The organism is Seohaeicola sp. 4SK31 (genome assembly GCF_028802875.1).
In the GTDB taxonomy this organism is placed as follows: Bacteria; Pseudomonadota; Alphaproteobacteria; order Rhodobacterales; family Rhodobacteraceae; genus Seohaeicola.
Map to the genome: position 1 here is coordinate 35,930 of NZ_JARAMP010000020.1, position 19,423 is coordinate 55,352.

The 19,423-nt window shown below is 63.4% G+C and carries 20 protein-coding genes, 1 tRNA gene and 1 pseudogene; 7 read left to right on the forward strand and 15 right to left on the reverse strand.

Annotation, left to right across the window (positions count from 1 at the left end; all coding sequences use genetic code 11):
- Positions 1-17: 17 nt before the first annotated feature.
- On the forward strand, positions 18-617 hold the full coding sequence (locus PVW27_RS16055; protein ID WP_274559477.1) for a histidine phosphotransferase family protein: 600 nt from the start codon (positions 18-20) through the stop codon (positions 615-617).
- A gap of 9 nt (positions 618-626) precedes the next feature.
- On the opposite strand, the gene PVW27_RS16060 is transcribed toward PVW27_RS16055, so the two are convergent.
- The 8 genes and pseudogenes from PVW27_RS16060 to PVW27_RS16095 all read right to left on the reverse strand — a co-directional run bounded on the left by PVW27_RS16060 (position 627) and on the right by PVW27_RS16095 (position 7,762).
- Entirely contained in the window at positions 627-1,892 is a 1,266-nt protein-coding gene (locus PVW27_RS16060) for a glutamate-5-semialdehyde dehydrogenase (protein ID WP_274559478.1), read from the reverse strand.
- Positions 1,893-1,959: 67 nt separating this feature from the next.
- Positions 1,960-3,063 carry a glutamate 5-kinase gene (gene proB / locus PVW27_RS16065; protein WP_274559542.1) on the reverse strand — a complete coding sequence of 368 codons (1,104 nt, stop codon included), beginning with the start codon at positions 3,061-3,063 and terminating at the stop codon, positions 1,960-1,962.
- A gap of 23 nt (positions 3,064-3,086) precedes the next feature.
- Positions 3,087-4,127, reverse strand: coding sequence for a GTPase ObgE (gene obgE / locus PVW27_RS16070; RefSeq protein WP_274559480.1), 1,041 nt, complete (start codon positions 4,125-4,127; stop codon positions 3,087-3,089).
- 32 nt (positions 4,128-4,159) lie between these two features.
- Positions 4,160-4,699 (reverse strand): GNAT family N-acetyltransferase, encoded by a 540-nt coding sequence (locus tag PVW27_RS16075; RefSeq protein WP_274559481.1) that lies wholly within the window; start codon positions 4,697-4,699, stop codon positions 4,160-4,162.
- Positions 4,700-4,985: 286 nt separating this feature from the next.
- Positions 4,986-5,255 (reverse strand): 50S ribosomal protein L27, encoded by a 270-nt coding sequence (rpmA, locus tag PVW27_RS16080; protein ID WP_274559483.1) that lies wholly within the window; start codon positions 5,253-5,255, stop codon positions 4,986-4,988.
- Between the two features lie 48 nt (positions 5,256-5,303).
- Positions 5,304-5,753, reverse strand: a pseudogene (rplU, locus tag PVW27_RS16085) (50S ribosomal protein L21); the annotation flags it as partial.
- Between the two features lie 235 nt (positions 5,754-5,988).
- A complete protein-coding gene (locus PVW27_RS16090) occupies positions 5,989-6,873 on the reverse strand; it encodes a DUF2059 domain-containing protein (protein ID WP_274559484.1) in 885 nt (294 codons plus the stop codon).
- Position 6,874: 1 nt separating this feature from the next.
- On the reverse strand, positions 6,875-7,762 hold the full coding sequence (locus PVW27_RS16095) for a DUF2059 domain-containing protein (protein ID WP_274559486.1): 888 nt from the start codon (positions 7,760-7,762) through the stop codon (positions 6,875-6,877).
- A gap of 264 nt (positions 7,763-8,026) precedes the next feature.
- Here PVW27_RS16095 and PVW27_RS16100 point away from each other — a divergent pair.
- From PVW27_RS16100 to PVW27_RS16115, 4 genes are all read left to right on the forward strand, one after another.
- Positions 8,027-8,116 (forward strand) — tRNA-Ser (locus PVW27_RS16100).
- A gap of 311 nt (positions 8,117-8,427) precedes the next feature.
- Entirely contained in the window at positions 8,428-9,408 is a 981-nt protein-coding gene (locus PVW27_RS16105; protein WP_274559488.1) for a TRAP transporter substrate-binding protein, read from the forward strand.
- 64 nt (positions 9,409-9,472) lie between these two features.
- Positions 9,473-10,054, forward strand: coding sequence for a TRAP transporter small permease (locus PVW27_RS16110; protein ID WP_274559490.1), 582 nt, complete (start codon positions 9,473-9,475; stop codon positions 10,052-10,054).
- Complete coding sequence (locus PVW27_RS16115) at positions 10,051-11,310, forward strand: TRAP transporter large permease (protein WP_274559492.1); 1,260 nt, start codon at positions 10,051-10,053, stop codon at positions 11,308-11,310. Before PVW27_RS16110 ends, PVW27_RS16115 begins: the two co-directional genes overlap by 4 nt.
- Positions 11,311-11,370: 60 nt before the next feature.
- Here the strand turns inward: PVW27_RS16115 and PVW27_RS16120 are convergent, their stop codons facing one another.
- The 3 genes from PVW27_RS16120 to PVW27_RS16130 are packed head-to-tail and all read right to left on the reverse strand — an operon-like array spanning position 11,371 to position 13,732.
- Positions 11,371-12,429, reverse strand: a complete 1,059-nt coding sequence (locus tag PVW27_RS16120) for a methyltetrahydrofolate cobalamin methyltransferase (RefSeq protein ID WP_274559494.1) — start codon at positions 12,427-12,429, stop codon at positions 11,371-11,373.
- A 20-nt stretch (positions 12,430-12,449) separates the two neighbouring features.
- Positions 12,450-13,391, reverse strand: a complete 942-nt coding sequence (locus PVW27_RS16125) for a methylenetetrahydrofolate reductase (RefSeq protein WP_274559543.1) — start codon at positions 13,389-13,391, stop codon at positions 12,450-12,452.
- A 32-nt stretch (positions 13,392-13,423) separates the two neighbouring features.
- On the reverse strand, positions 13,424-13,732 hold the full coding sequence (locus tag PVW27_RS16130; RefSeq protein WP_274559496.1) for a virulence factor: 309 nt from the start codon (positions 13,730-13,732) through the stop codon (positions 13,424-13,426).
- Between the two features lie 237 nt (positions 13,733-13,969).
- On the opposite strand from PVW27_RS16130, the gene PVW27_RS16135 reads away from it, so the two are divergent.
- Together PVW27_RS16135 and PVW27_RS16140 are read left to right on the forward strand one after the other, a co-directional pair.
- The gene (locus tag PVW27_RS16135; RefSeq protein ID WP_274559497.1) at positions 13,970-15,082 is read left to right on the forward strand and encodes a Ppx/GppA phosphatase family protein; all 1,113 of its coding nucleotides are present in this window, start codon (positions 13,970-13,972) and stop codon (positions 15,080-15,082) included.
- Between the two features lie 88 nt (positions 15,083-15,170).
- Complete coding sequence (locus PVW27_RS16140) at positions 15,171-15,965, forward strand: RlmE family RNA methyltransferase (protein ID WP_274559499.1); 795 nt, start codon at positions 15,171-15,173, stop codon at positions 15,963-15,965.
- On the opposite strand, the gene PVW27_RS16145 is transcribed toward PVW27_RS16140, so the two are convergent.
- From PVW27_RS16145 to PVW27_RS16160, 4 genes are all read right to left on the reverse strand, one after another.
- Complete coding sequence (locus PVW27_RS16145) at positions 15,941-16,198, reverse strand: hypothetical protein (protein WP_274559501.1); 258 nt, start codon at positions 16,196-16,198, stop codon at positions 15,941-15,943. The genes PVW27_RS16140 and PVW27_RS16145 overlap by 25 nt on opposite strands.
- A 103-nt stretch (positions 16,199-16,301) precedes the next feature.
- On the reverse strand, positions 16,302-17,261 hold the full coding sequence (locus PVW27_RS16150) for an alpha/beta hydrolase (protein WP_274559502.1): 960 nt from the start codon (positions 17,259-17,261) through the stop codon (positions 16,302-16,304).
- 3 nt (positions 17,262-17,264) lie between these two features.
- Positions 17,265-18,254 carry an NAD(P)H-quinone oxidoreductase gene (locus PVW27_RS16155; protein WP_274559504.1) on the reverse strand — a complete coding sequence of 330 codons (990 nt, stop codon included), beginning with the start codon at positions 18,252-18,254 and terminating at the stop codon, positions 17,265-17,267.
- An 81-nt stretch (positions 18,255-18,335) separates the two neighbouring features.
- Positions 18,336-19,388: a TRAP transporter substrate-binding protein gene (locus PVW27_RS16160; RefSeq protein WP_274559506.1), complete on the reverse strand. Its 1,053-nt coding sequence runs from the start codon at positions 19,386-19,388 to the stop codon at positions 18,336-18,338.
- Positions 19,389-19,423 lie beyond the last annotated feature (35 nt).

The following is a 19,423-nucleotide window of genomic DNA, read 5'->3' on the forward strand; positions in this document are numbered from 1 at the left end:
TCAAATCGGAGACCTTGTTGCGTCACAGTACGAATAATCTTGCCGCGTTGATAGGCTCGCGTATCTGCCACGATCTGATCAGCCCGATAGGCGCGATCACGAATGGGCTGGAACTGATGCAGATGTCCGGCGCGGCCCTGACGCCCGAAGTCGCACTGATCTCGGATTCGGTCGAGAATGCGAATGCGCGTATCCGCTTTTTCCGGGTGGCCTATGGGATGGCAACGGAAAATCAGTCCATGGGCCGGGCCGAGATCGTCAGCATCCTCAGGGCCGTGGCGCAAGGGGCGCGGGTCAGTTTTCACTGGGGTCCTTTGGAAGACCTGCCCCGGACAGAGGTGCGTCTGGCCTTTCTGGCACTGCAATGTTTCGAGACGGCGATGCCCTATGGCGGGCGGATCACGCTGACACGCGAAGGCAGGCTCTGGGCAATCAGCGGAACCGCCGACAAGCTGCGCCAGACGCCCGATCTATGGGCCAATCTGGAAAGTGGTGATAGCCAGATCGAAGTCAGCCCCGCCGAGGTGCAATTCGCCCTCCTCCCGGTTTTGCTGGAGGAGGCGGGCCGACGCGTCAGCCTGCGTCTGACGGAAAGCGATATCCTGATGCGGTTCTGACCGGCGGCCTTAACCGCGCACGGCCCCCGCACTGGTCACCAGATACTTGAAACTGGTCAGTTGTTCCGCCCCGACCGGTCCGCGCGCATGCAGCTTGCCTGTCGCAATGCCGATTTCCGCACCCATGCCGAACTCGCCCCCATCCGCGAACTGGGTCGAGGAGTTGTGCATCAGGATCGCACTGTCCAGCCGCTCGAAGAACCGCGCCACCGCATCCGCATCCTCGGTCAGGATGCAGTCAGTATGGTTGGACCCGTATTGCCGGATATGCGCGATGGCTGCGTCGATATCATCCACCACGCGGGCGGCGATAATGCTGTCCAGATATTCGTGCCCCCAATCATCCTCTGTCGCGGGCACAGTGCCGGGGACATGATGCAACGCCGCATCCGCCCGCACCTCGACCCCTGCGGCCAGCAAATCGCGGATCAGATCCGCACCCAGCGTGGCCGCGATATCGCGGTGGATCAGCAGGCATTCGGCGGCCCCGCAGATCCCCGTGCGCCGGGTCTTTGCGTTCAGAACCACACGCCGCGCCAGATCGGGATCGGCCTTGGCATCCACGAAAATATGCACGATCCCCTCCAGATGGGCAAAGACCGGCACCCGCGCCTCGCGCTGCACCAGACCGACCAGCCCCTTGCCACCGCGAGGCACGATCACGTCAATCCATGCGGTCATGCGCAACATGGCGCTGACCGCCTCGCGGTCGCGGGTCGGGACCAGCTGGATCGCATCTTCGGGCAAGCCTGCGGCGCGCAGACCCTCGACAAGACAGGCGTGAATTGCGGTCGAGGAATGGAAACTTTCCGATCCGCCGCGCAGGATCACGGCATTGCCCGCCTTGAGGCAGAGCGCGCCCGCATCCGCTGTCACATTGGGGCGGCTTTCATAGATGACGCCGATCACGCCCAAGGGTGTGGCGACGCGGGCGATATGCAGGCCATTGGGCCGGTCCCATTCCGCCAGAACACGTCCCACCGGATCATCCTGCGCCGCCACCGCGCGCAGCCCGTCGGCGATCCCGACGATACGCCCGGCGTCCAGCAGCAGCCGGTCCATCATCGCAGGGCTGAGCCCCTTGCCACGGCCGTAGTCCAGATCAAGCGCATTGGCGGCGATGATCGCCTCGCTATGGGCAAGGATCGCATCGGCCGCAGCGTTCAAGGCCTTTGCCTTGGCAGTTGATGGGGCAAAGGCCAACTCTGCGGCGGCGGCACGGGCGCGGCGGCCGATCATGTCCATCTGGGCGGAAAGGTCTTGGCTTTGCGTCATCTGTCAGGTCCGTTTGCAGGGCCGGAAGCCTCCGGCGGGGATATTTCAGGCAAGAAGAAACAAGAGGTTACAGCGCCATATCGTCCCGATGAATGAGCGCGGCACGGCCCGGATAACCCAGGATCGTCTCGATCTCGTCGCTGCGATGCCCCAGGATCAGGGCGGTTTCCGCCGCCGTATAGCGGATCAAGCCCTGCCCCAGCGAGGCGCCATCCGGGCCAAGGATCGCCACCGGATCGCCGCGCCCGAAGCGGCCGTTTGTGGCAGTCACACCGGCAGGCAGAAGGCTTTTGCCGCTGGAAAGCGCGCGGGCAGCCCCCGCATCAAGCGTGACCTCGCCGCGCGGTTTCATCGCCGCGATCCAGCGTTTGCGCGCCGCTTGCGGATCGACCTGTGCGGTGAACCACGTGGCGCGCGCGCCCTGTGCCAAAGCCTGCAGGGGCCGCAGAACCGACCCTTCGGTGATGGCCATGGCACATCCGGCCGCTGTGGCGGTCTTGGCGGCCATCAGCTTGGTCTTCATGCCGCCCTTCGACAAGCCCGAGCCTGCGTCACCGGCCATCGCCTCGATCTGCGGGGTGATGCGGTCGATCACGGGGAAATACTGCGCGTCCGGATCAATCTGGGGATTGGCGGAATAGAAGCCGTCCACATCCGACAGCAGGATCAACTGATCTGCGCCAACAGTCACCGCGACCTGCGCGGCCAGACGGTCATTGTCACCGTAGCGGATTTCATCCGTGGCGACGGTGTCATTCTCGTTCACGATGGGCACCACGCCCAGACCGATCAGCATTTCCATCGTGGCGCGCGAGTTCAGATAGCGGCGGCGGTCCGTGCTGTCCTCCAGCGTGACCAGCACCTGCCCCGTGGTGATGCCATGGGGGGCCAGCACCTCCTCATAGGCGCGGGCCAGACGGATCTGACCGACGGCAGCGGCGGCCTGCGACTGTTCCAGCGCAAGGGTGGTGGATGGCAGGCCAAGCACGCCGCGCCCCAGCGCAATAGAGCCCGAGGAAACAAGGATCACATCCTTGCCGAGGGATTTCAGCCAGACCACGTCCTGCGCCAGCCCTGCCAGCCAATCCTGCCGCAGAAGGCCGGTCTTGCGGTCCACCAACAGGGCAGATCCGATCTTAACGACGACCCGGCGCGCGGCGGTCAGGCGCAATGTCGATGTGGTGACACTATCGGTCAGGGACGCCACGGCTGATCCTCATCCTCGTCGGCCTGTTTCAGGCGCAGCCGGTCTGCCGTGATCTGGGCGCGCACGGCGCGCAGCACCTCTGGCACACCTTCGCCGGTCACGCCCGACAGCATCAGCACGGGGCCACCCACCTCGGCTTCAAGGCGAGCGCGCGCTTCCTCGCGTTCCTCCTCATCCAGCGCATCGATCTTGTTGAGTGCCGTCACGCGTGGCTTGTCGGCCAGATCGCCACCATAGAGTTCAAGCTCGGTGATGATGGCCCGGTAATCCTCGTCCAATGTGGGCGAGGTGCCGTCGACCAGATGCAGCAGCACGGCGCAGCGTTCCACATGTCCCAGAAAGCGATCCCCCAGCCCGCGCCCCTCGGACGCGCCCGCAATCAGGCCCGGGATATCGGCCATGACGAATTCGGCATTGTCGATCCCCACGACACCCAGATTGGGATGAAGCGTCGTGAACGGGTAATCCGCGATCTTGGGGCGTGCATTGGAAACCGCCGCCAGAAAGGTGGACTTGCCGGCATTGGGCATCCCCAACAGCCCGGCATCCGCGATCAGCTTGAGCCGTAGCCACAGCGTGCGCTCCACGCCCTCCTGCCCCGGATTGGCGCGACGCGGCGCCTGATTGGTCGAGGTCTTGAAATGCAGGTTGCCCCAGCCACCATTGCCGCCGCGCGCCAGAAGGACGCGCTGACCCAGTTCGGTCATGTCGGCCAGAACAGTCTCCTCGTCCTCGTCCAGAATCTCGGTGCCCACGGGCACGCGCAGCACGATATCGTCACCATCCTTGCCCGTCCGCTGGCGCCCCATGCCGGGCTGTCCGTTCTGAGCGAAGAAATGCTGCTGGTAGCGAAAGTCGATCAGCGTGTTCAGACCATCGACCGCCTCGACCCAGACCGACCCGCCCGAGCCACCGTCGCCCCCATCCGGGCCGCCGAATTCGATGAACTTCTCGCGGCGGAAGCTCACCGCTCCGCCGCCGCCCGAACCGGACCGAATATAGACCTTTGCGAGATCAAGAAACTTCATGGTCTTCCCCTATCGCAAAGGCCCTGCCCTGCTCAATCCAGTTTTCGACTATAGGTCCAGGTGGCCACCTTGGCGCCACGTGCGACCGAAAAGGTTTCGGCATCGCCCAGATACTCGAACCCGCAATTGGTGAGAACCCGTGCCGAGGCCGGATTGTCCTGAAACACTTCCGCGAACATCGTCCGGCAGGACTGCGGATTGGCCGCCACCAGCGCCGAAACCGCCGCCGAGGCGACACCGGAATTCCAGTAGGCGGGCGCCACCCAGTAGCCGACCTCGGACTGGTTGCGCTCCATCCGGGCCAGACTGATGACGCCCATCACCTCCGGCCCGCCCATTTTGGTGCCATCCATGGCCCAGACATCCTCGGTCCGTGTCGGCGATACGGCACGGGCCACGAAAGCCTCGGTCGCGCCGGGCGGCAGCGGATGCGGGATGGACCGCGTATTCATCGCCACCCGCCGGTCGGCCCCGTGCATTTCAATCAGGCCCTTGTCCGACAGACGCAAAGGGCGCAGGTCGAAACGCTCGGTCGCGATCACCGGTTGGGCGAGTATGGGGTCGATCTTCATCCGTCGTCTCCTCCGAAACTGGTCTGGCCTGCTGCACCGGCCGGGACACAACCGTTAGGGCATCCCCGGCATTACTCGTCACCCCTCTCGCCACGCCCTCCCCGGATGCGACGACAGGGTCTTCCCTTGCCCCCTGGCGCCCCCATCTGTGCCACCCTAGCATGGCGGTTCTGTGAACAGATCGGGGCCGGAACGCGCCTCCGGCCTGCCTTGGGGACGGGCCGGAAAAGCAAAAGGGGACCGGCTGCTTTGCCGATCCCCTCGTGTGTCTCACCTGAAGGACGGCTTACTCAGCGGCCTCCGCCACCGGCAGGACCGAAATAAAGGTGCGGCCTTTCAGGCCCTTATGGAAGGTCACCTTGCCCTCGGACGTGGCGAAGATCGTGTGGTCACGACCGATCCCCACACCCTCGCCCGGCCACCATTTGGTGCCGCGCTGGCGCACGATGATGTTGCCCGGAATGGCGGCCTGACCGCCATAGAGCTTGACGCCAAGGCGGCGACCGTCAGAGTCGCGACCGTTGCGGGAGGAACCGCCTGCTTTCTTGTGTGCCATGGGGGATTACTCCTTGGTCTCGGCCGCTTTTTTGGCGGCACGTTTCGGTTTCGCGGCGGCATCGCCAGCGGCGGGCGCTTTCGCGGCCTTCTTCGCGGGGGCTGCCTTCTTGGCGGGTGCGGCCTCGGCCACGGCACCAGCAGGCGCTTGCCCGGTGGCAGCCTTGACGCCGGTCTTGTCTGCGCCCGATGCCAGAATCTCGGTGATCCGGACGAGGGTCAGCTTCTGACGGTGACCCTTGGTGCGCTGCGAGCCATGCTTACGGCGGCGCTTGACGAAATGGATGACCTTCTCGCCTTTGACCTGATCGATCACTTCGGCCTGCACGGCCGCGCCTGCCACCATCGGTGCACCCAGAACGGTCTTGTCACCGCCCAGCATCAGCACCTCGTTGAATTGAACAGTCTCACCTGCGTCTGCGGCCAGTTTCTCCACGCGCAGCGTATCGCCGGCCTGGACTTTGTACTGTTTGCCGCCGGTTTTCAGAACCGCGAACATATGTCTTTCCCTTTGTTGCCGCGTCCTGTGGTCCCCCTGAGGGCGTTTCGGCGGGATCTTGTCACCTTGCGGGCAGGATCCGGTGCCACCTCGAACAGCGCGCCCTTGCGGGCGATGATGAATGATATGCACGGCAAGAGCATCGCGCCCTTTCCGAGATGCGGGCTTATGCGGTGCATCCGGCAGGAAGTCAAGCGCGATATGGCAGAAAACACCCCAGCGTGACGCCCCGCGATCAGAGATCCTCGCCCAGCATCTGGCCCGCGACAGCCGCCCCCAGAGCCCGCGACAACTCGCCATACATCAGGTCGAACGCCTCGAAAAGCGCCCGGTTCATGGCCCGTCCCGACTCGGTCTTGGACAGGTCCGCATAGGCATTGATCTGCTCGGGTGCCAACGGCTCATAGGCCAGCATCAGAAAGGCATAGATCCACTCGCGCGTTTCGGCGCGGGTATCGTCCTCCTGCGCCCAGACATCCGAGACGATATCGGATTCCGACATCTCCATCGCACCGCCATCGACCAGCCCGCGATAGAACAGCATATTCGCATTCAGCGCCCCCATGACGTTGAAGCCGATCAGGTCATTGACTTCGATATAGGCTTCGATGGCGGACAGATGCGGGTCTATGTTGCGGGGGCTTCGCGCCTCGAGATCGGGGGCGACCTGCCGGAACGCGGCGCGCGCGGCTTCTTCCACATCTTCATCCATGAAGGCGCGCCGGGCGGCGATTTCAAGCGCGACGATCTGCTCCCCGGTCTTGCCCTCGAAAAACGCGACCAGCGGTTCAGGGTCGGCGCTGCCGAAGGCGGCGATGAACTGACGGCGCACCAACGCAGTCATCTTGTCCACATCATAGATGCGATCCACCTGCATCTCCCAGGTTGACCCGCCTTCACCGGCCAGCATGTCCCGCTCCAGCTCTGCGCCATAGGCCAGCCCTTCCTCGCGCATGATGGCGATGATCTCGTCCAGACCCATCACCTGCATCAAGGCGGTGACGCGCTGCGCCTGCGCGGGTGACACGGTTTCGGCCTTGGCCCAGACCGGAGGCAGACACAGCATCAGGATCAGCGCCAGCACGCGCCACCCCCAGGTCAGGGAAAGCGCCCCCCGCATCTCAGAGTTCCTCGCCCGGGTGCAGATCGGCCATCCGTCCGGCCAACACCTCGAAACGGTTCGCCATGATCTCGTATTGAATGGCATTCATCAACTCGTAGACACGCTGCATGTCGGGATGCTCCAGCGCAGCGACATAGGTCTCAAGATCCTCATCACTGAAATCGCGGTAGACATAGGCCGATTGCGCCAACGACGCTTCACGCATGCTTTGCCGCAGCGTGGCACGCTGATCCTCCATCAGCACCCGCAAGGTCGCCTCGTCCAGTTCCATCGGAACCACACCAGCAGCCGAGGCGCTCAGAAGAAAGCGGATCTGGATCTCCTCGACCGCGCGCACCGCGCCGTCCTTCGGGTCAATCGCAGGCCCCATCCGTTGCAGGATCTCCAGACGCGGCGCGCCCTGCCGCAGCAGGTCGGCGATGATCTTCTCGCCCTCAAGGCGCGGCATGTCCCCGTCATCGGACAAATGCGCCGCGTTCTCGACCGCGACCAGTCGCTGCCCCAGATCCGAGGCGTAGAACTCCACCGCATGGGTCAGAAGATCATCCGTCAGCGCCTTCTCCAGGATCTCAAGCGCCATCTCGCGCATCATCGCAGGATCGAAAACCTCCGCCACGGTCCGGGTCCAATCGGCCCCGAATTCCGTCGGCGTCCGCCCCAGCATCAGCGGCGCGTCCCCCGCCGACAGGGCTATGGAATCAAGCGCCGCATCAAAGCCGGTGACGGTCAGGAATGCCTCAAGCCTATCGGTCTCCTGCACCTGCGCACGCAGCGGCGTGACAAGCACCAATGCAAGGCCAAGCGTCGCCACAAACGCGCGCAAGCCCTGCGAAAGGGTCGACGTGGCGGGGAACGGGCCGGACAGGCCCGGTACCTTTGACAACATGGAATGGCTCTCCTGGTCGGGCTCGGGGATCGGTCCCGAACATGTATTGTTTCTGCCTTGGCGCATATGAACATCCAAGACCTTACCGACAAGCCTAAGCCATTTGTCCGCACGGGCAATGCAAAACCGGGTGATCGCCGCCCTGCCCCGCAGCAACGCCCCGGAAAGGCTCCCTTCAAACGGGCTGGAGCGCGATGAAAATTCCCCAAAAGCCCCCTTGCCACCCGCTGCCGTTGGGATTAAACGCACCCACCAGACCCCCACGGAGAGGTGGCAGAGTGGTCGAATGCGGCGGTCTCGAAAACCGTTGTCGGTGCAAGCCGACCCAGGGTTCGAATCCCTGTCTCTCCGCCACCTTCCCCCTTGCGGGGTGAATTCCCCCACAGATTTATCTCGAAGGCGGCGCACCGCTGGGACGCCGTATCGCGTGACGCCATACCTCTTTGGCTGGCGTTGATTGCGCCTCATGCGCGCGCGCCGGAAATCCGGTCACTTTGCCTGCCTTTTCGTATTCATATAGCGCAACCACATGTTTGGTCTTGACAGAAATGAAACCCGCAAAGATGTTTCTACACAAACAATAATAACGACCAAGACAGACAAGAAACTGACGCATGGGAGCCGGTGAATACCGGACCTCGGGCACCACCCAACAGGAGAGACATATGTTGAAACTCACGACTGCACTGGCCGTCACATTGGCGGTTGCGCTACCCGGCGCGCTTTTGGCACAGGACAAGACCTTCCGGGTCGGGCTGATCACCCCGCCGGTCCATGTCTGGAACAAGGAAGTCGATGCCATGGGCGTCACGCTGGGCGAGATGTCGGGCGGGCGCATGGCCGTGACGGCCTTCCCGTCGGGGCAGCTGGGCAATGAAGAGACGATGCTGCAACAGCTGCAGACAGGTGCGCTTGACATGGCCTGGCTGACGACAGCAGGGCTTACGGTGCGCGTGCCGGATCTGGGCGCTTTGCATGCGCCTTTCCTTGTCGACAACATCGCGGATGCCGCCAAGGTGCTGCGCTCGGATGAAGCGCGCGAGATTCTGGACGCTCTGCCCGCCGCGACCGGCACCGTGGGCCTGTGCTATGCCATGACCGGCATGCGCCAGATCATGACCAAGACCCCGATCGCCTCGGCCCAGGACCTGAACGGTCTGCGCTTCCGCATCACGCCCGCCCCGCCGATCCAGAACTTCTTCGAAATGTTCGGCGCGGCCCCCGCCCCGATGCCGCTGACACAGGTCTATGACGCGCTGGCCAATGGACAGATCGACGCCATCGACATGGATCACGAATCCATCCTGAATTTCGGCTATTTCGATCATGCCAAGAACATGCTGGAAACCAACCATCAGATGTTCGGGATGGTCGCACTGATCTCGGGCCGGGTCTGGGCGCAATTGTCGGACGAGGACAAGAAGATCGTGCAGGACGCCGCGCAGAAGCATTGCGATCAGACCATCGACCGGTTCGTGTCGGAAGAGGACAGCAAGCTGGACCGTCTGAAGGCAGTCGAAGGCTTGACGATCACGGAAGATGTGGGATCCGAATTCTTCGGTGACATCGTGACCCGCTGGGATGCCGAATGGGCCGCCAAGACGCCCTATGTCGCCCGTCTGCGCGCGTTGACAGCCGCGTTCTGATCTTTTCAAGATTCCGGCAAGGATACCCCTCCTTGCCGGACCCCCTTTGCATGAAAAGCGCCCCATGATTCCCATGACCTTGTCCAAGCTCTCGGCCGGGCTGAGCGCCCTTGAACGCCTCGTTCTGCGATGCCTCATCGCGGTTCTGGCCCTGTCCGTGCTGATGAATGTGTTGCTGCGGATGATCGGCATCACGCTGGCCTGGGCGGATGAGGTCGGGGTCTATGCCATGGTCCTGTCCGGCTTTGTCGGCGCATCGCTGATGCTGCGCGCCCGGATCGATCCCGCGGTTTTGTTGCTGCATGAATTCCTGCCACCACAAGCCTGCCGTGTCTTGCGGATCAGCGTTTCGGCATTGTCCGCCATCTTTGGCACCCTGCTGGTCTATCTGTGCCTGCGCTGGTTCGATCCGGTGCAGATGATCAGCGTGGGTTTCGACATCAATACCTTTCAGGCCGCGACGTTCAATTTCATCTATACGGACCGGACCGCCATCACGGGGACGCCGGCCTATCTGCTCTATCTGATCATTCCCTATTTCGCGGTGGCGATCACGATCCATGCGCTGACCAATCTGTGCGAGGATCTCGGACTGCTCCAGCGTCCGATGGACCCCGCCGGCCTTGCCATGGACATGACCCAATGACCGCTTTCGCCTTTTTCGTGATGGTTCTGATCGGCCTGCCGATCGGCCTTGTGCTCTGCGCCTCGGCTCTGGTGTTCATCCAGACCTCCGGCAATGGCGTGCTGCTGGACAGCTATGGGCTGCAACTGTTCAGCGCGCTGAACAATTTCGGTCTGCTGGCCATCCCTCTTTTCATCCTGATCGGCGAGTTGATGAACGGCACCGGCATCACCCAGCGCCTGATCCGGCTGGCGGCGGTCTTTGTCGGCAACCTCAAGGGGGGGCTGGCCTATATCAACCTGATCGCCAACATGATGGTGGCCTCGATCCTCGGATCGGCCACGGCACAGATCGCGATGATGACGCAGGTCATGGTCCCCGAGATGGAGAAAGCGGGCTACCGGCGCGATTTCTCGACCGCCATCACCGCTTTCGGCGGGCTACTGGGGCCGATCATTCCTCCCTCGATCGTCTTTGTGGTCTATGCGGTGCTGGCGCAATTGGCGGTGCGGGACATGCTGCTGGCAGGGCTGCTGCCGGGGATCATCCTGACGGGCCTGTTCATCGGCACGATCGCAGTGCTGGGCTACTGGCACGACTATCCGCGCGGTGAGAGCATCAGTTGGAGCGCACGCCTGCGCGCCCTGCGCGACGCGGCCCCGATGCTGCTGATCCCGGCGATCATCATAGGCACGATCATGGGCGGCTACGGCTCCCCGACCGAGGCGGCAGCTCTGGGGGCCCTCTGCGCGACCATTCTGGGCCTGTTCTTCACAAAGACCCTCAAGGTCAAGGATTTCAGCGCCATCCTGCTGCGCACTGGAATCAACTCGGCGCTGGTGCTTTTCCTTGTGGCAGCGGCGGGCGTATTCTCCTGGGTGCTGGTCTTTGGCGAGGTCCCGCAGACCGTGGCCGCCTGGATCGAAACCGTGGCCAAGACACCGACGGCCTTCCTGCTGCTCGTGCTCGTGATCCTGCTGTTGGTCGGCACCGTGATCGACGGGATCGCGGGGCTGATCATGGTGGTGCCGATCCTTTTGCCCATCGCGACTGAGGTCTACGGGATCAATCCAATCCATTTCGGCGTCGTCGTATCGATCAACCTGATCCTGGGGCTGCTGACACCGCCGGTGGGCATCGGTCTCTATATTGCGTCCAATGTCGCCAAGGTCAGCCCGATCAAGGTGTTCATCGTGGCCCTGCCCTTTTTCGTCGTGACCCTGCTGGCCTTGGTCCTGTTCGCTTTGGTGCCGCAGATCAGCTTGGCCTTCATCTGACACACATGAAAAAGCCGCCCCGGCCAACGGGGCGGCTTTATCTGCGAGCGTGGGCCGTGATCAGCCCCGGCGGCGACGTCCACCACCAACACGGCCACCCCGGCTGCCATCACCCTCGACAGCAGGCGCGCGGTTCGCACGGATCCATTCCGCCCCCGAAGGATCGTTGTTCATCAGGAAATTCGCGGCCCGGATCGCCTCCAACTCGGACCCTGCGCGCGGGCGGGTCGATCCCAGCCCGGTCAACTGGCAGAACAGTTCCAGATCCATGTCGTCGGGCACGATGATCCCGGCTTCCGCCAGTGCCAGCTTCTTTTCCTCGATCTTGGACATCGGCACCGGCAGCGCAATCGGGTTCATGATCGCGGATGTCATACCTGCGGTGATCGCCATCGGCAAAAAGGCGTTGTTGATCCCGTGGCGGTTGGGCAGGCCAAAGCTGATGTTCGACGCGCCGCACGTCGTGTTCACGCCCAGTTCTTCCCGCAGGCGACGGACCAGGGCAAAGACCTGCAAGCCAGCCGTGCCCATCGCGCCGATCGGCATCACCAGCGGATCGACAACGATATCATGCGCGGGAATGCCGAAATCGGCGGCGCGCTGCACGATCTTCTTGGCCACCTCGAAACGCACATCGGGGTCTTCGGAAATGCCTGTGTCATCGTTGGAGATCGCCACCACCGGCACGTTGTACTTCTTGACCAGCGGCAGCACGAATTCCAGCCGCTCCTCCTCGCCGGTGACCGAGTTCAGCAGAGGGCGTCCCTCGGTGACCTTCAACCCTTCCTCCAGCGCGGCAGGCACCGAGCTGTCGATGCACAAAGGCACATCGACCAGACCCTGCACCAGTTCCAGCATCTTGCGCATAAGCGGTGGCTCGGTCTCGTTCGGGTTGGGATTGGAGTTGTAGACAACACCCGCATTGATATCCAGAACCGTGGCCCCGGCGGCGACCTGCGCGATGGCGTCCTTTTCGACGGTCGAGAAATCGCCCGCCTCAAGTTCCGCCGCCAGCTTTTTGCGCCCGGTCGGGTTGATACGCTCGCCGATCACGCAGAAAGGCTGGTCAAAGCCGATGATTGCGGTCTTGGTCTTGGATTCGATGATCGTGCGGGTCATGGGTCAGCTTGTCCTTGAATTCAGTGAGAGGCGGCCTGCGCAGCAGGCACGCCAGAGCGCCCGCCATGCTGGATCGCCCAGTTGGCATTGGTCGAGATCCCGCCAAGCGGGAAGAAATGCACATGTTCGATGTTGAAATCGGGGTTGGCGGCCTTGTGCGCGGCCAGCTCGGCCAGAACCTCGGTCGGTTCATAGGGCAAAAGCAGCTTGGAGACATCCATCGCCCGCTTCTGCAACACTTTCAGGCTGGGACCGACACCGCAGGCAATCGCAAACTTGATGAGGGTCTGCAACTTGGCAGGCCCCGCGATACCGATATGGATCGGCAGGTCGATGCCGTCCGCGCGCAGACGGTCCGCCCATGCGATGATCGGCTTCGCCTCAAAGGCAAACTGCGTGGCCAGCGCCATTTTCGCATCCGTCCGCGCGGAAAACGCCTGTTTCCAGCGCAGCGCCTCCATCACGATACGGTCGCCGCCATCTGTGTCGATATCGCGGTTGCCCTCAGGATGGCCCGCCACATGCAAACGGGTGAACCCGTCGAAAAGACCGGTTTCCATCAACTGCATGGAACTGTCGAACTCGCCCGCAGGTGTGCTGACACCGCCGCCCAGAAGCAGCGCCTGATCCACTCCCGCCTCACCCTTGTAGCGCGCGATCCAGTCAGCCAGCGTGGCCCGATCCTTGATGATGCGTGCCGGGAAATGCGGCATGACCGGATAGCCATCCCGCGCCAGACGGCGGGCGGTGGCGACCATGTCCTCGATCGGCGTGCCTTCGATATGGGCGATATAGACGCGGGTGCCTGCGGGCAGCAGCGCGCGGAAATCCTCGACCTTTTCGGCGGTGCGGGGCATCACCTCGATCGAATAACCCTTCAGAAAAGCCTCGACCTGCGCGTTCACCGGGCTGCTGCCCTGCGCGCTGCTGTCGTCACGTTTGCGGAAATTCAACAGAGCCATTGCGGCCTCCCACAGGCGCGGCGTGGACGTGCTCATTCAGCAGCGGCCCATCCGTCATTGGCGATCAGAGCCTTGATCCGGTCCTGATCATATGCGGCCTCAAGCCTTGCGGCCTCGGCCTCGGCGATTTCCGAGGGATTGTCACCCTCGACCGAATAGGGGTCAGCCTTGCGCCACTCGGCCAGATAGTCATCTGTTCCGGCCGCGCCCGTCTTCATCGCAGCCCGGTCGATGGCCTGCTCGAAACGCTCGGCCAGCTGCCGCTTGGCACCACTGCGGCCCCGGCCCACGATGACCTGGGCCGGAATGTCGCGCCAATAGACGATGGTGACGTCGGGCATTGCGTGATTCCCCTTGTTCGGTTCGCCCTGTCTACTGCCCTTCGTTTCCGACAAAGGGGCGGTTTTCGACAGATGGGCCGCGCCTTGCGACCTCGGACCATCTACACCGGAAACGGGTCCCCGCGCTATGGGGCGGGATCGGAAAAATCCTAAAGATCATCTTGAACGAAGCGGGACGCTTGCGCGCGGGGTCTGTTCTCACTACTTTGGAAGCAACTCGAAATGGAGGGCGTATCAATGACGCCCAAGCGTCCCGAAGGTGCGGGCGCGTTCCCGAAACCGGTCGAAAGCCCCGCGCCGACACCGCCCGATGCCACGCAGCTTTATGCTGCGCTGGATCTGGGTACGAACAGTTGCCGCATGCTGATTGCCCAACCCAAGGGCAACCAGTTTCATGTGGTCGACAGCTTTTCAAAATCGGTGCAGCTTGGCGCCGGTCTGGAAAGTTCAGGCATGCTGTCCCGCGCCTCGATGGCGCGGACGGTGCAGGCCATGCGGATCTGCCAGCAAAAGCTGAAACGCCACAAGGTCAAGCGGATGCGGCTTGTGGCGACCGAAGCCTGCCGCCGCGCGCGCAACGCGGGCGAATTCATCCAGCAGATCAAGCGCGAAACAGGGCTGGAGCTTGAGATCATCCAGACCGAGGAGGAAGCCCGCCTCGCCGTAATCTCCTGCGCGCCGCTCGTGTCCACCAAGACCGAACAATTGCTGGTCGTGGATATCGGTGGCGGTTCGACCGAACTCGTGTGGATCGACCTCTCGCAGGTCGCCCCCCGCGAACGCCCCCGCGCCATCATGCGGCTGCATGCGGGCTTTCATCCGCCCGAAAGCCCCTTTCCGGCGGCCAAGGTCGTGGACTGGATCTCGGTGCCCCTTGGGGTGGCGACGCTGCGCGACCAGTTCAGCGATGTCGAGGATGACGCCGCGCGCTTTGCCCTGATGAGCTGGTATTTCGAAGAGAACCTCGCCGAATTCGCCCCCTACAAAGACGAGCAGAAGCGCGAGGGGTTCCAGATCGTCGGCACCTCCGGCACGGTCACCACCGTCGCCGCCAGCCATCTGGGCCTGAAACGCTATGACCGGACCAAGGTGGACGGGCTGCGCATGACCTCGGACCAGATTGACAAGGTGATCCGCAACTATCTGGATCTGGGCCCGCTCGGACGGCGGCGCGACCCGCGCATCGGACAGGACCGTCAGGCGCTGATCATGTCAGGTGCCGCGATCCTGCAGGCGCTGCTGCGCCTGTGGCCCACCGACCGGTTGTCGGTCGCAGACCGTGGCCTGCGCGAGGGTCTGCTTTACGCGCAGATGAGCGCGGATGGCGTGCTGGAGGACGGGCCGTTCTGATCCTGCGCGGATCGCGCATGGCGCAGCGGTCGGAATTTGAGTATTTGAAGAACGATGAATGGGCCGGATGCGCCCCTGCGGAGCGACGATGACCGACAAGAAGAAGACACCGGGCCAGAAGACGCCGGGCAAGAATAAGCCAGCCGGGGCCGCCAAGGCCACCTCCGGGCGCGGGCAGCGTGACCTGACCGTCAAGGTCAAGACCGCGCGCGGGCGCAAGCTCAGCTCGACCCTGTGGTTGCAGCGGCAGTTGAACGATCCTTATGTCAAACGCGCCAAGGCGGACGGTTTTCGGGGGCGCGCAGCCTACAAGATCCTTGAGCTGGACGACAAGTATCGCTTCCTCGTGCCGGGCGCCCGGGTGGTGGATCTGGGCTGCGCACCGGGGGGTTGGTGTCAGGTCGCGGTGCCGCGCGTCAATGCGCTGGGAGAAAAGCAGGGCAAGCGCGTCGGCACGATCCTTGGCATCGACCTGCAGGAAGTGGAGCCGATCGCGGGCTGCGAGATCCATCAGCTCGATTTTCTGGAGGATGACGCCGACGAAAAGGTCAAGGCATGGCTGGGCGGACGGGCCGATGTGGTGATGTCGGACATGGCGGCCTCGGCCTCGGGGCACAAGCAGACCGACCATTTGCGCATCATCGCACTGTGCGAGGCGGCGGCCTATTTCGCTTTTGATGTGCTGGAAGAGGGCGGCACATTTGTTGCCAAGGTTCTGGCCGGCGGGGCCGAGGGCGAGTTGCAGAAGCTTCTGAAACTGCGGTTCAAGAAGGTGGTCAATGTGAAGCCCGCCGCGTCACGCGCCGACAGTTCCGAGAAATTCGTGGTCGCCACCGGCTTCAAGCGGGATGTCGACGATCAGGAGGTCGTGGATGCCGACTGATCCATCAGGCTGGCCGCCAGTGCTGCGGGAGACGGGAGCGGCATAGCTTCCGCCTGATCGCTGCGCAGATGCAGACGATGCAGGGCGCGTGTCGCCAGATCCTGCTGGCGGATCATCTCGAACAGGCGCGCGTGGCGCAGGTGATCGGAACAGGTGGCGGGCTGAGTTTCCTGCTGCTGGGCCGCACGCCGCGCCCTTCGGCTCTGCCGCCACTCCTTTGAATTGCTGTGCACGTCAACCCTCCTGAACCGGGGCACGCGCCGTGCCCGAAGGGTCATCTGCACCGCAATTCAGACCATTTCCGGTGCGAAAGAGGCACTTTTCAAAGGCAGCGGGTCATCCGGCGTCGCGTAGAAAGGCATGCACGGCATTGAATACCTGATCCGCCTGCGCCTCGGCATTGATGAAATGGGTGCCGTTCGCGATCTCCACATATTGCCGCCGCGCGGCACCCACCCTGTCGAACAGTGCCAGCGCATCGCTGCGGGTCGAGGTCGGGTCCTGCGCGCCGCGCAGCAGCATCACCGGACAGGTCAGTTGTGCCGGATCATAAAGCGGACGCGCATTGAACGCCTCCCACAGATCGAGGAACGTGCCATTGGGCACGCGGAAGCTGGGCGGGTCGGTCTGATCGGCCTGCCCGTCATCGGCCAGAGAGGCCGCGACAATGGCCTGAAGGACCGTCTCCTGTCGCCACCCTTCGGCCCCATCGGGGATCTGCGCGTCCCAACGGGCGCGGGTCGATGGCAGATCGACGCGGCGATAGGCCTTGAACGCGTTGAGCCGTGACGGATCAGCCGGATCAGCCAGAACCTCAAGCCATTCTGCGTTGCGCTCCGCAAAGATCGGCGCATAGAGAACCAGTCGCGCCACCTTGCCCGCCCCTGCCCCGATGGCATAGCGCGCCGTGGTGATGCTGCCCCAGGACCAACCCACAAGCGCGACCGGGCCACCACCATGGCGCGCGGCGATCCAGTCCACCGCGTCGCCGATATCGGCGATCGCCTGATCGCCTGTCGCATAGGGCAGCGCGTCCTGCGGGACATCATCGGGCGTCGACCGCCCATAGCCGCGGATATCCAGCGCATAGGGTGACAGCCCCGCATCCACCGCCGCCTGCAACCAGTTCACGCCCTCATGCGGGATGTCATAGAGCCTGCTGGAGAAGGTCGCGCCATGCACGAACAACACCGGCCTGCCCTGCCCTGTGCGAGACCGCAGATGCAGGTTCAGCCCCGGTGTATCGGTCGAGGGGATGAAGTGACTATCCGCCGTATCCAGCGCGCGCCAGTCCATGGCTCAGGCCACCTTCAACACGATCTTGCCGATATGGACCGAGCTTTCCATTCGCGCATGGGCCTTTGCCGCGTCCTCAAGCGCGAATTCGCTGTCCATCACGGGGCCGATCCGCCCAGCGGCCAGATGTGGCCAGACCTCGGCCTCCAATGCGCGGGCAATGGCGGCCTTGGCGGCATGCGATTGCGGACGCAGGGTCGATCCGGTCACGGTCAACCGGCGCGTCATGATCTGGGTCATGTTCAATTCGACCGTCGAGCCTTGCAAAAAGGCGATCTGCACCAGCCGCCCATCATTTGCCAAGGCGTCCAGGTTGCGCGGGATATATGAACCACCAACCATGTCGAGGATCAGATCCGCTCCGCCCTGATCCTTCATCGCTTTCACAAAATCAACATCGCGGTAGTTGAACGCAGCCTCCGCGCCCAAATCGGTGCAGGCCTTGCATTTATCCGCAGAACCCGCCGTGGCAAAGACCCGCGCGCCGCGCAGAACGGCCAGCTGGATGGCAATGGTGCCGATACCGGACGAGCCGCCGTGCACCAGAAACTTTTCTCCGGCCTTCAGCCCACCACGCATGAAGACATTGGTCCATACGGTAAAGAACGTCTCGCACAGCGCCGCCGCGCGATCCATGCTCATGCCTGCGGGCACAGGCAGCGCATGATCTGCTTGCGTCACGGCGTATTCCGCATAACCGCCACCGGGCAGCAGCGCCGTCACCGCATCGCCCACAGCCCAGCGGGTCACACCTTCGCCCACAGCCGCCACATGCCCGGCCGCCTCCAGCCCCGGCAGGGGCGAGGCATCGGGGGGCGGCGCATAGTTGCCCGCGCGTTGCAGCGCATCGGGCCGGTTCACACCCGCATAGGCGATACGGATCAGGATCTGGCCGGGACCCGGCTGCGGCACCGAAGCCGTCGCGGGCTTGAGCACCTCGGGCCCACCGTGAGAGGAGATTTCGACAACGGTCATGCTGGAGGGGATCTGCATCTGGGTCACTTTCGGAATGTCATGTCAAAGGATGACAGCGCCGCTGGGGGGCGGCGCTGTCCGTGAAGGGGCGGCCCTTTATCAGGCGCGGCCCGTCACTTTCAGGAACTCGTGCAGCATCTCGCCCACGCGTCCGCAATACTTGGGGTCCTGCTTCGAGAAGTCATCCACCACTTCCAGCGAATAGCGGCGCAGGTTGTCTTGCGCTTCCTGATCCAGCTGGGTCAGCTCGCCGCCCATCGCCACGAAATCCTGCTTGCGCAGCAGATCGCGGTGCAGGAAATGCGCCGAGGCATCGGCGGATGTCGCGCGCACGATCTCGTTGAAGGTGGCCTTCAGCTCGTCGCCGATGCTGTTCCACTGCTCCAGCCCCACCATCACCTCACCGTTCAGATGGCCCAGCAGGTCGGGCTCGACGATATACTTGTTCACCTCCTGGAAGTTCATGCCCCAGCCGGTCGAGGTGGACCCCCAATGCGCGCCTTCCACAACGCCGGTCTGCAGCGCCTGATAAAGCTCGCCGCCGGGGATCGACACAGGGGCCGCGCCCATCTTGGCGAACACCAGCGCCGCCGCCCCGGTCGAGCGCACGCGCCAGCCGTTGAAATCAGCGGTCGTGCGCAGCGGTTTGTTGGAATAAAGCGTGAGGCCCGCATAGGACACCGGACCAGCCTGATAGACGCCCTGCTCGGCATAGGCTTCGCGGATCACATCCAGCGCACCCATCTCGTAGAAGAAGGCGTGCATTTCCTCGTGCCGGTCCCATGCGCCGATATGGCCGTTAAGATGGCCCGCGACAGGCATCCGCCCGATCCAGTAGGCCGGATAGATGAAGGCGCTTTCCAGCAGGCCACGCCGCACGGCGTTCAGCACCTCGCCCGTGGGCACGATCCCGTCATTCTGCACGGGCGTGATGGTCAGCTCGCCGCCGGTGGCTTCGGTGATGCGGTTGCAGAATTTGACAAAGACATCTTCGTAATACCAGTTGCCTGTCGGCCAATGCGTCTGCATCCGCCAGGTCACATTGCCCTGCGCGATGGCAGGCGGTGCGGCCAGCGCGGTGGCCGCGGCGGCCCCTGCGGATGCGGCAAAGAAACCGCGGCGGGACAGGGTCTTGTCGGTCTTGGTCGTCATGGTCGTCTCCTCCTCTGGGTTAATTTTTAGTGTCG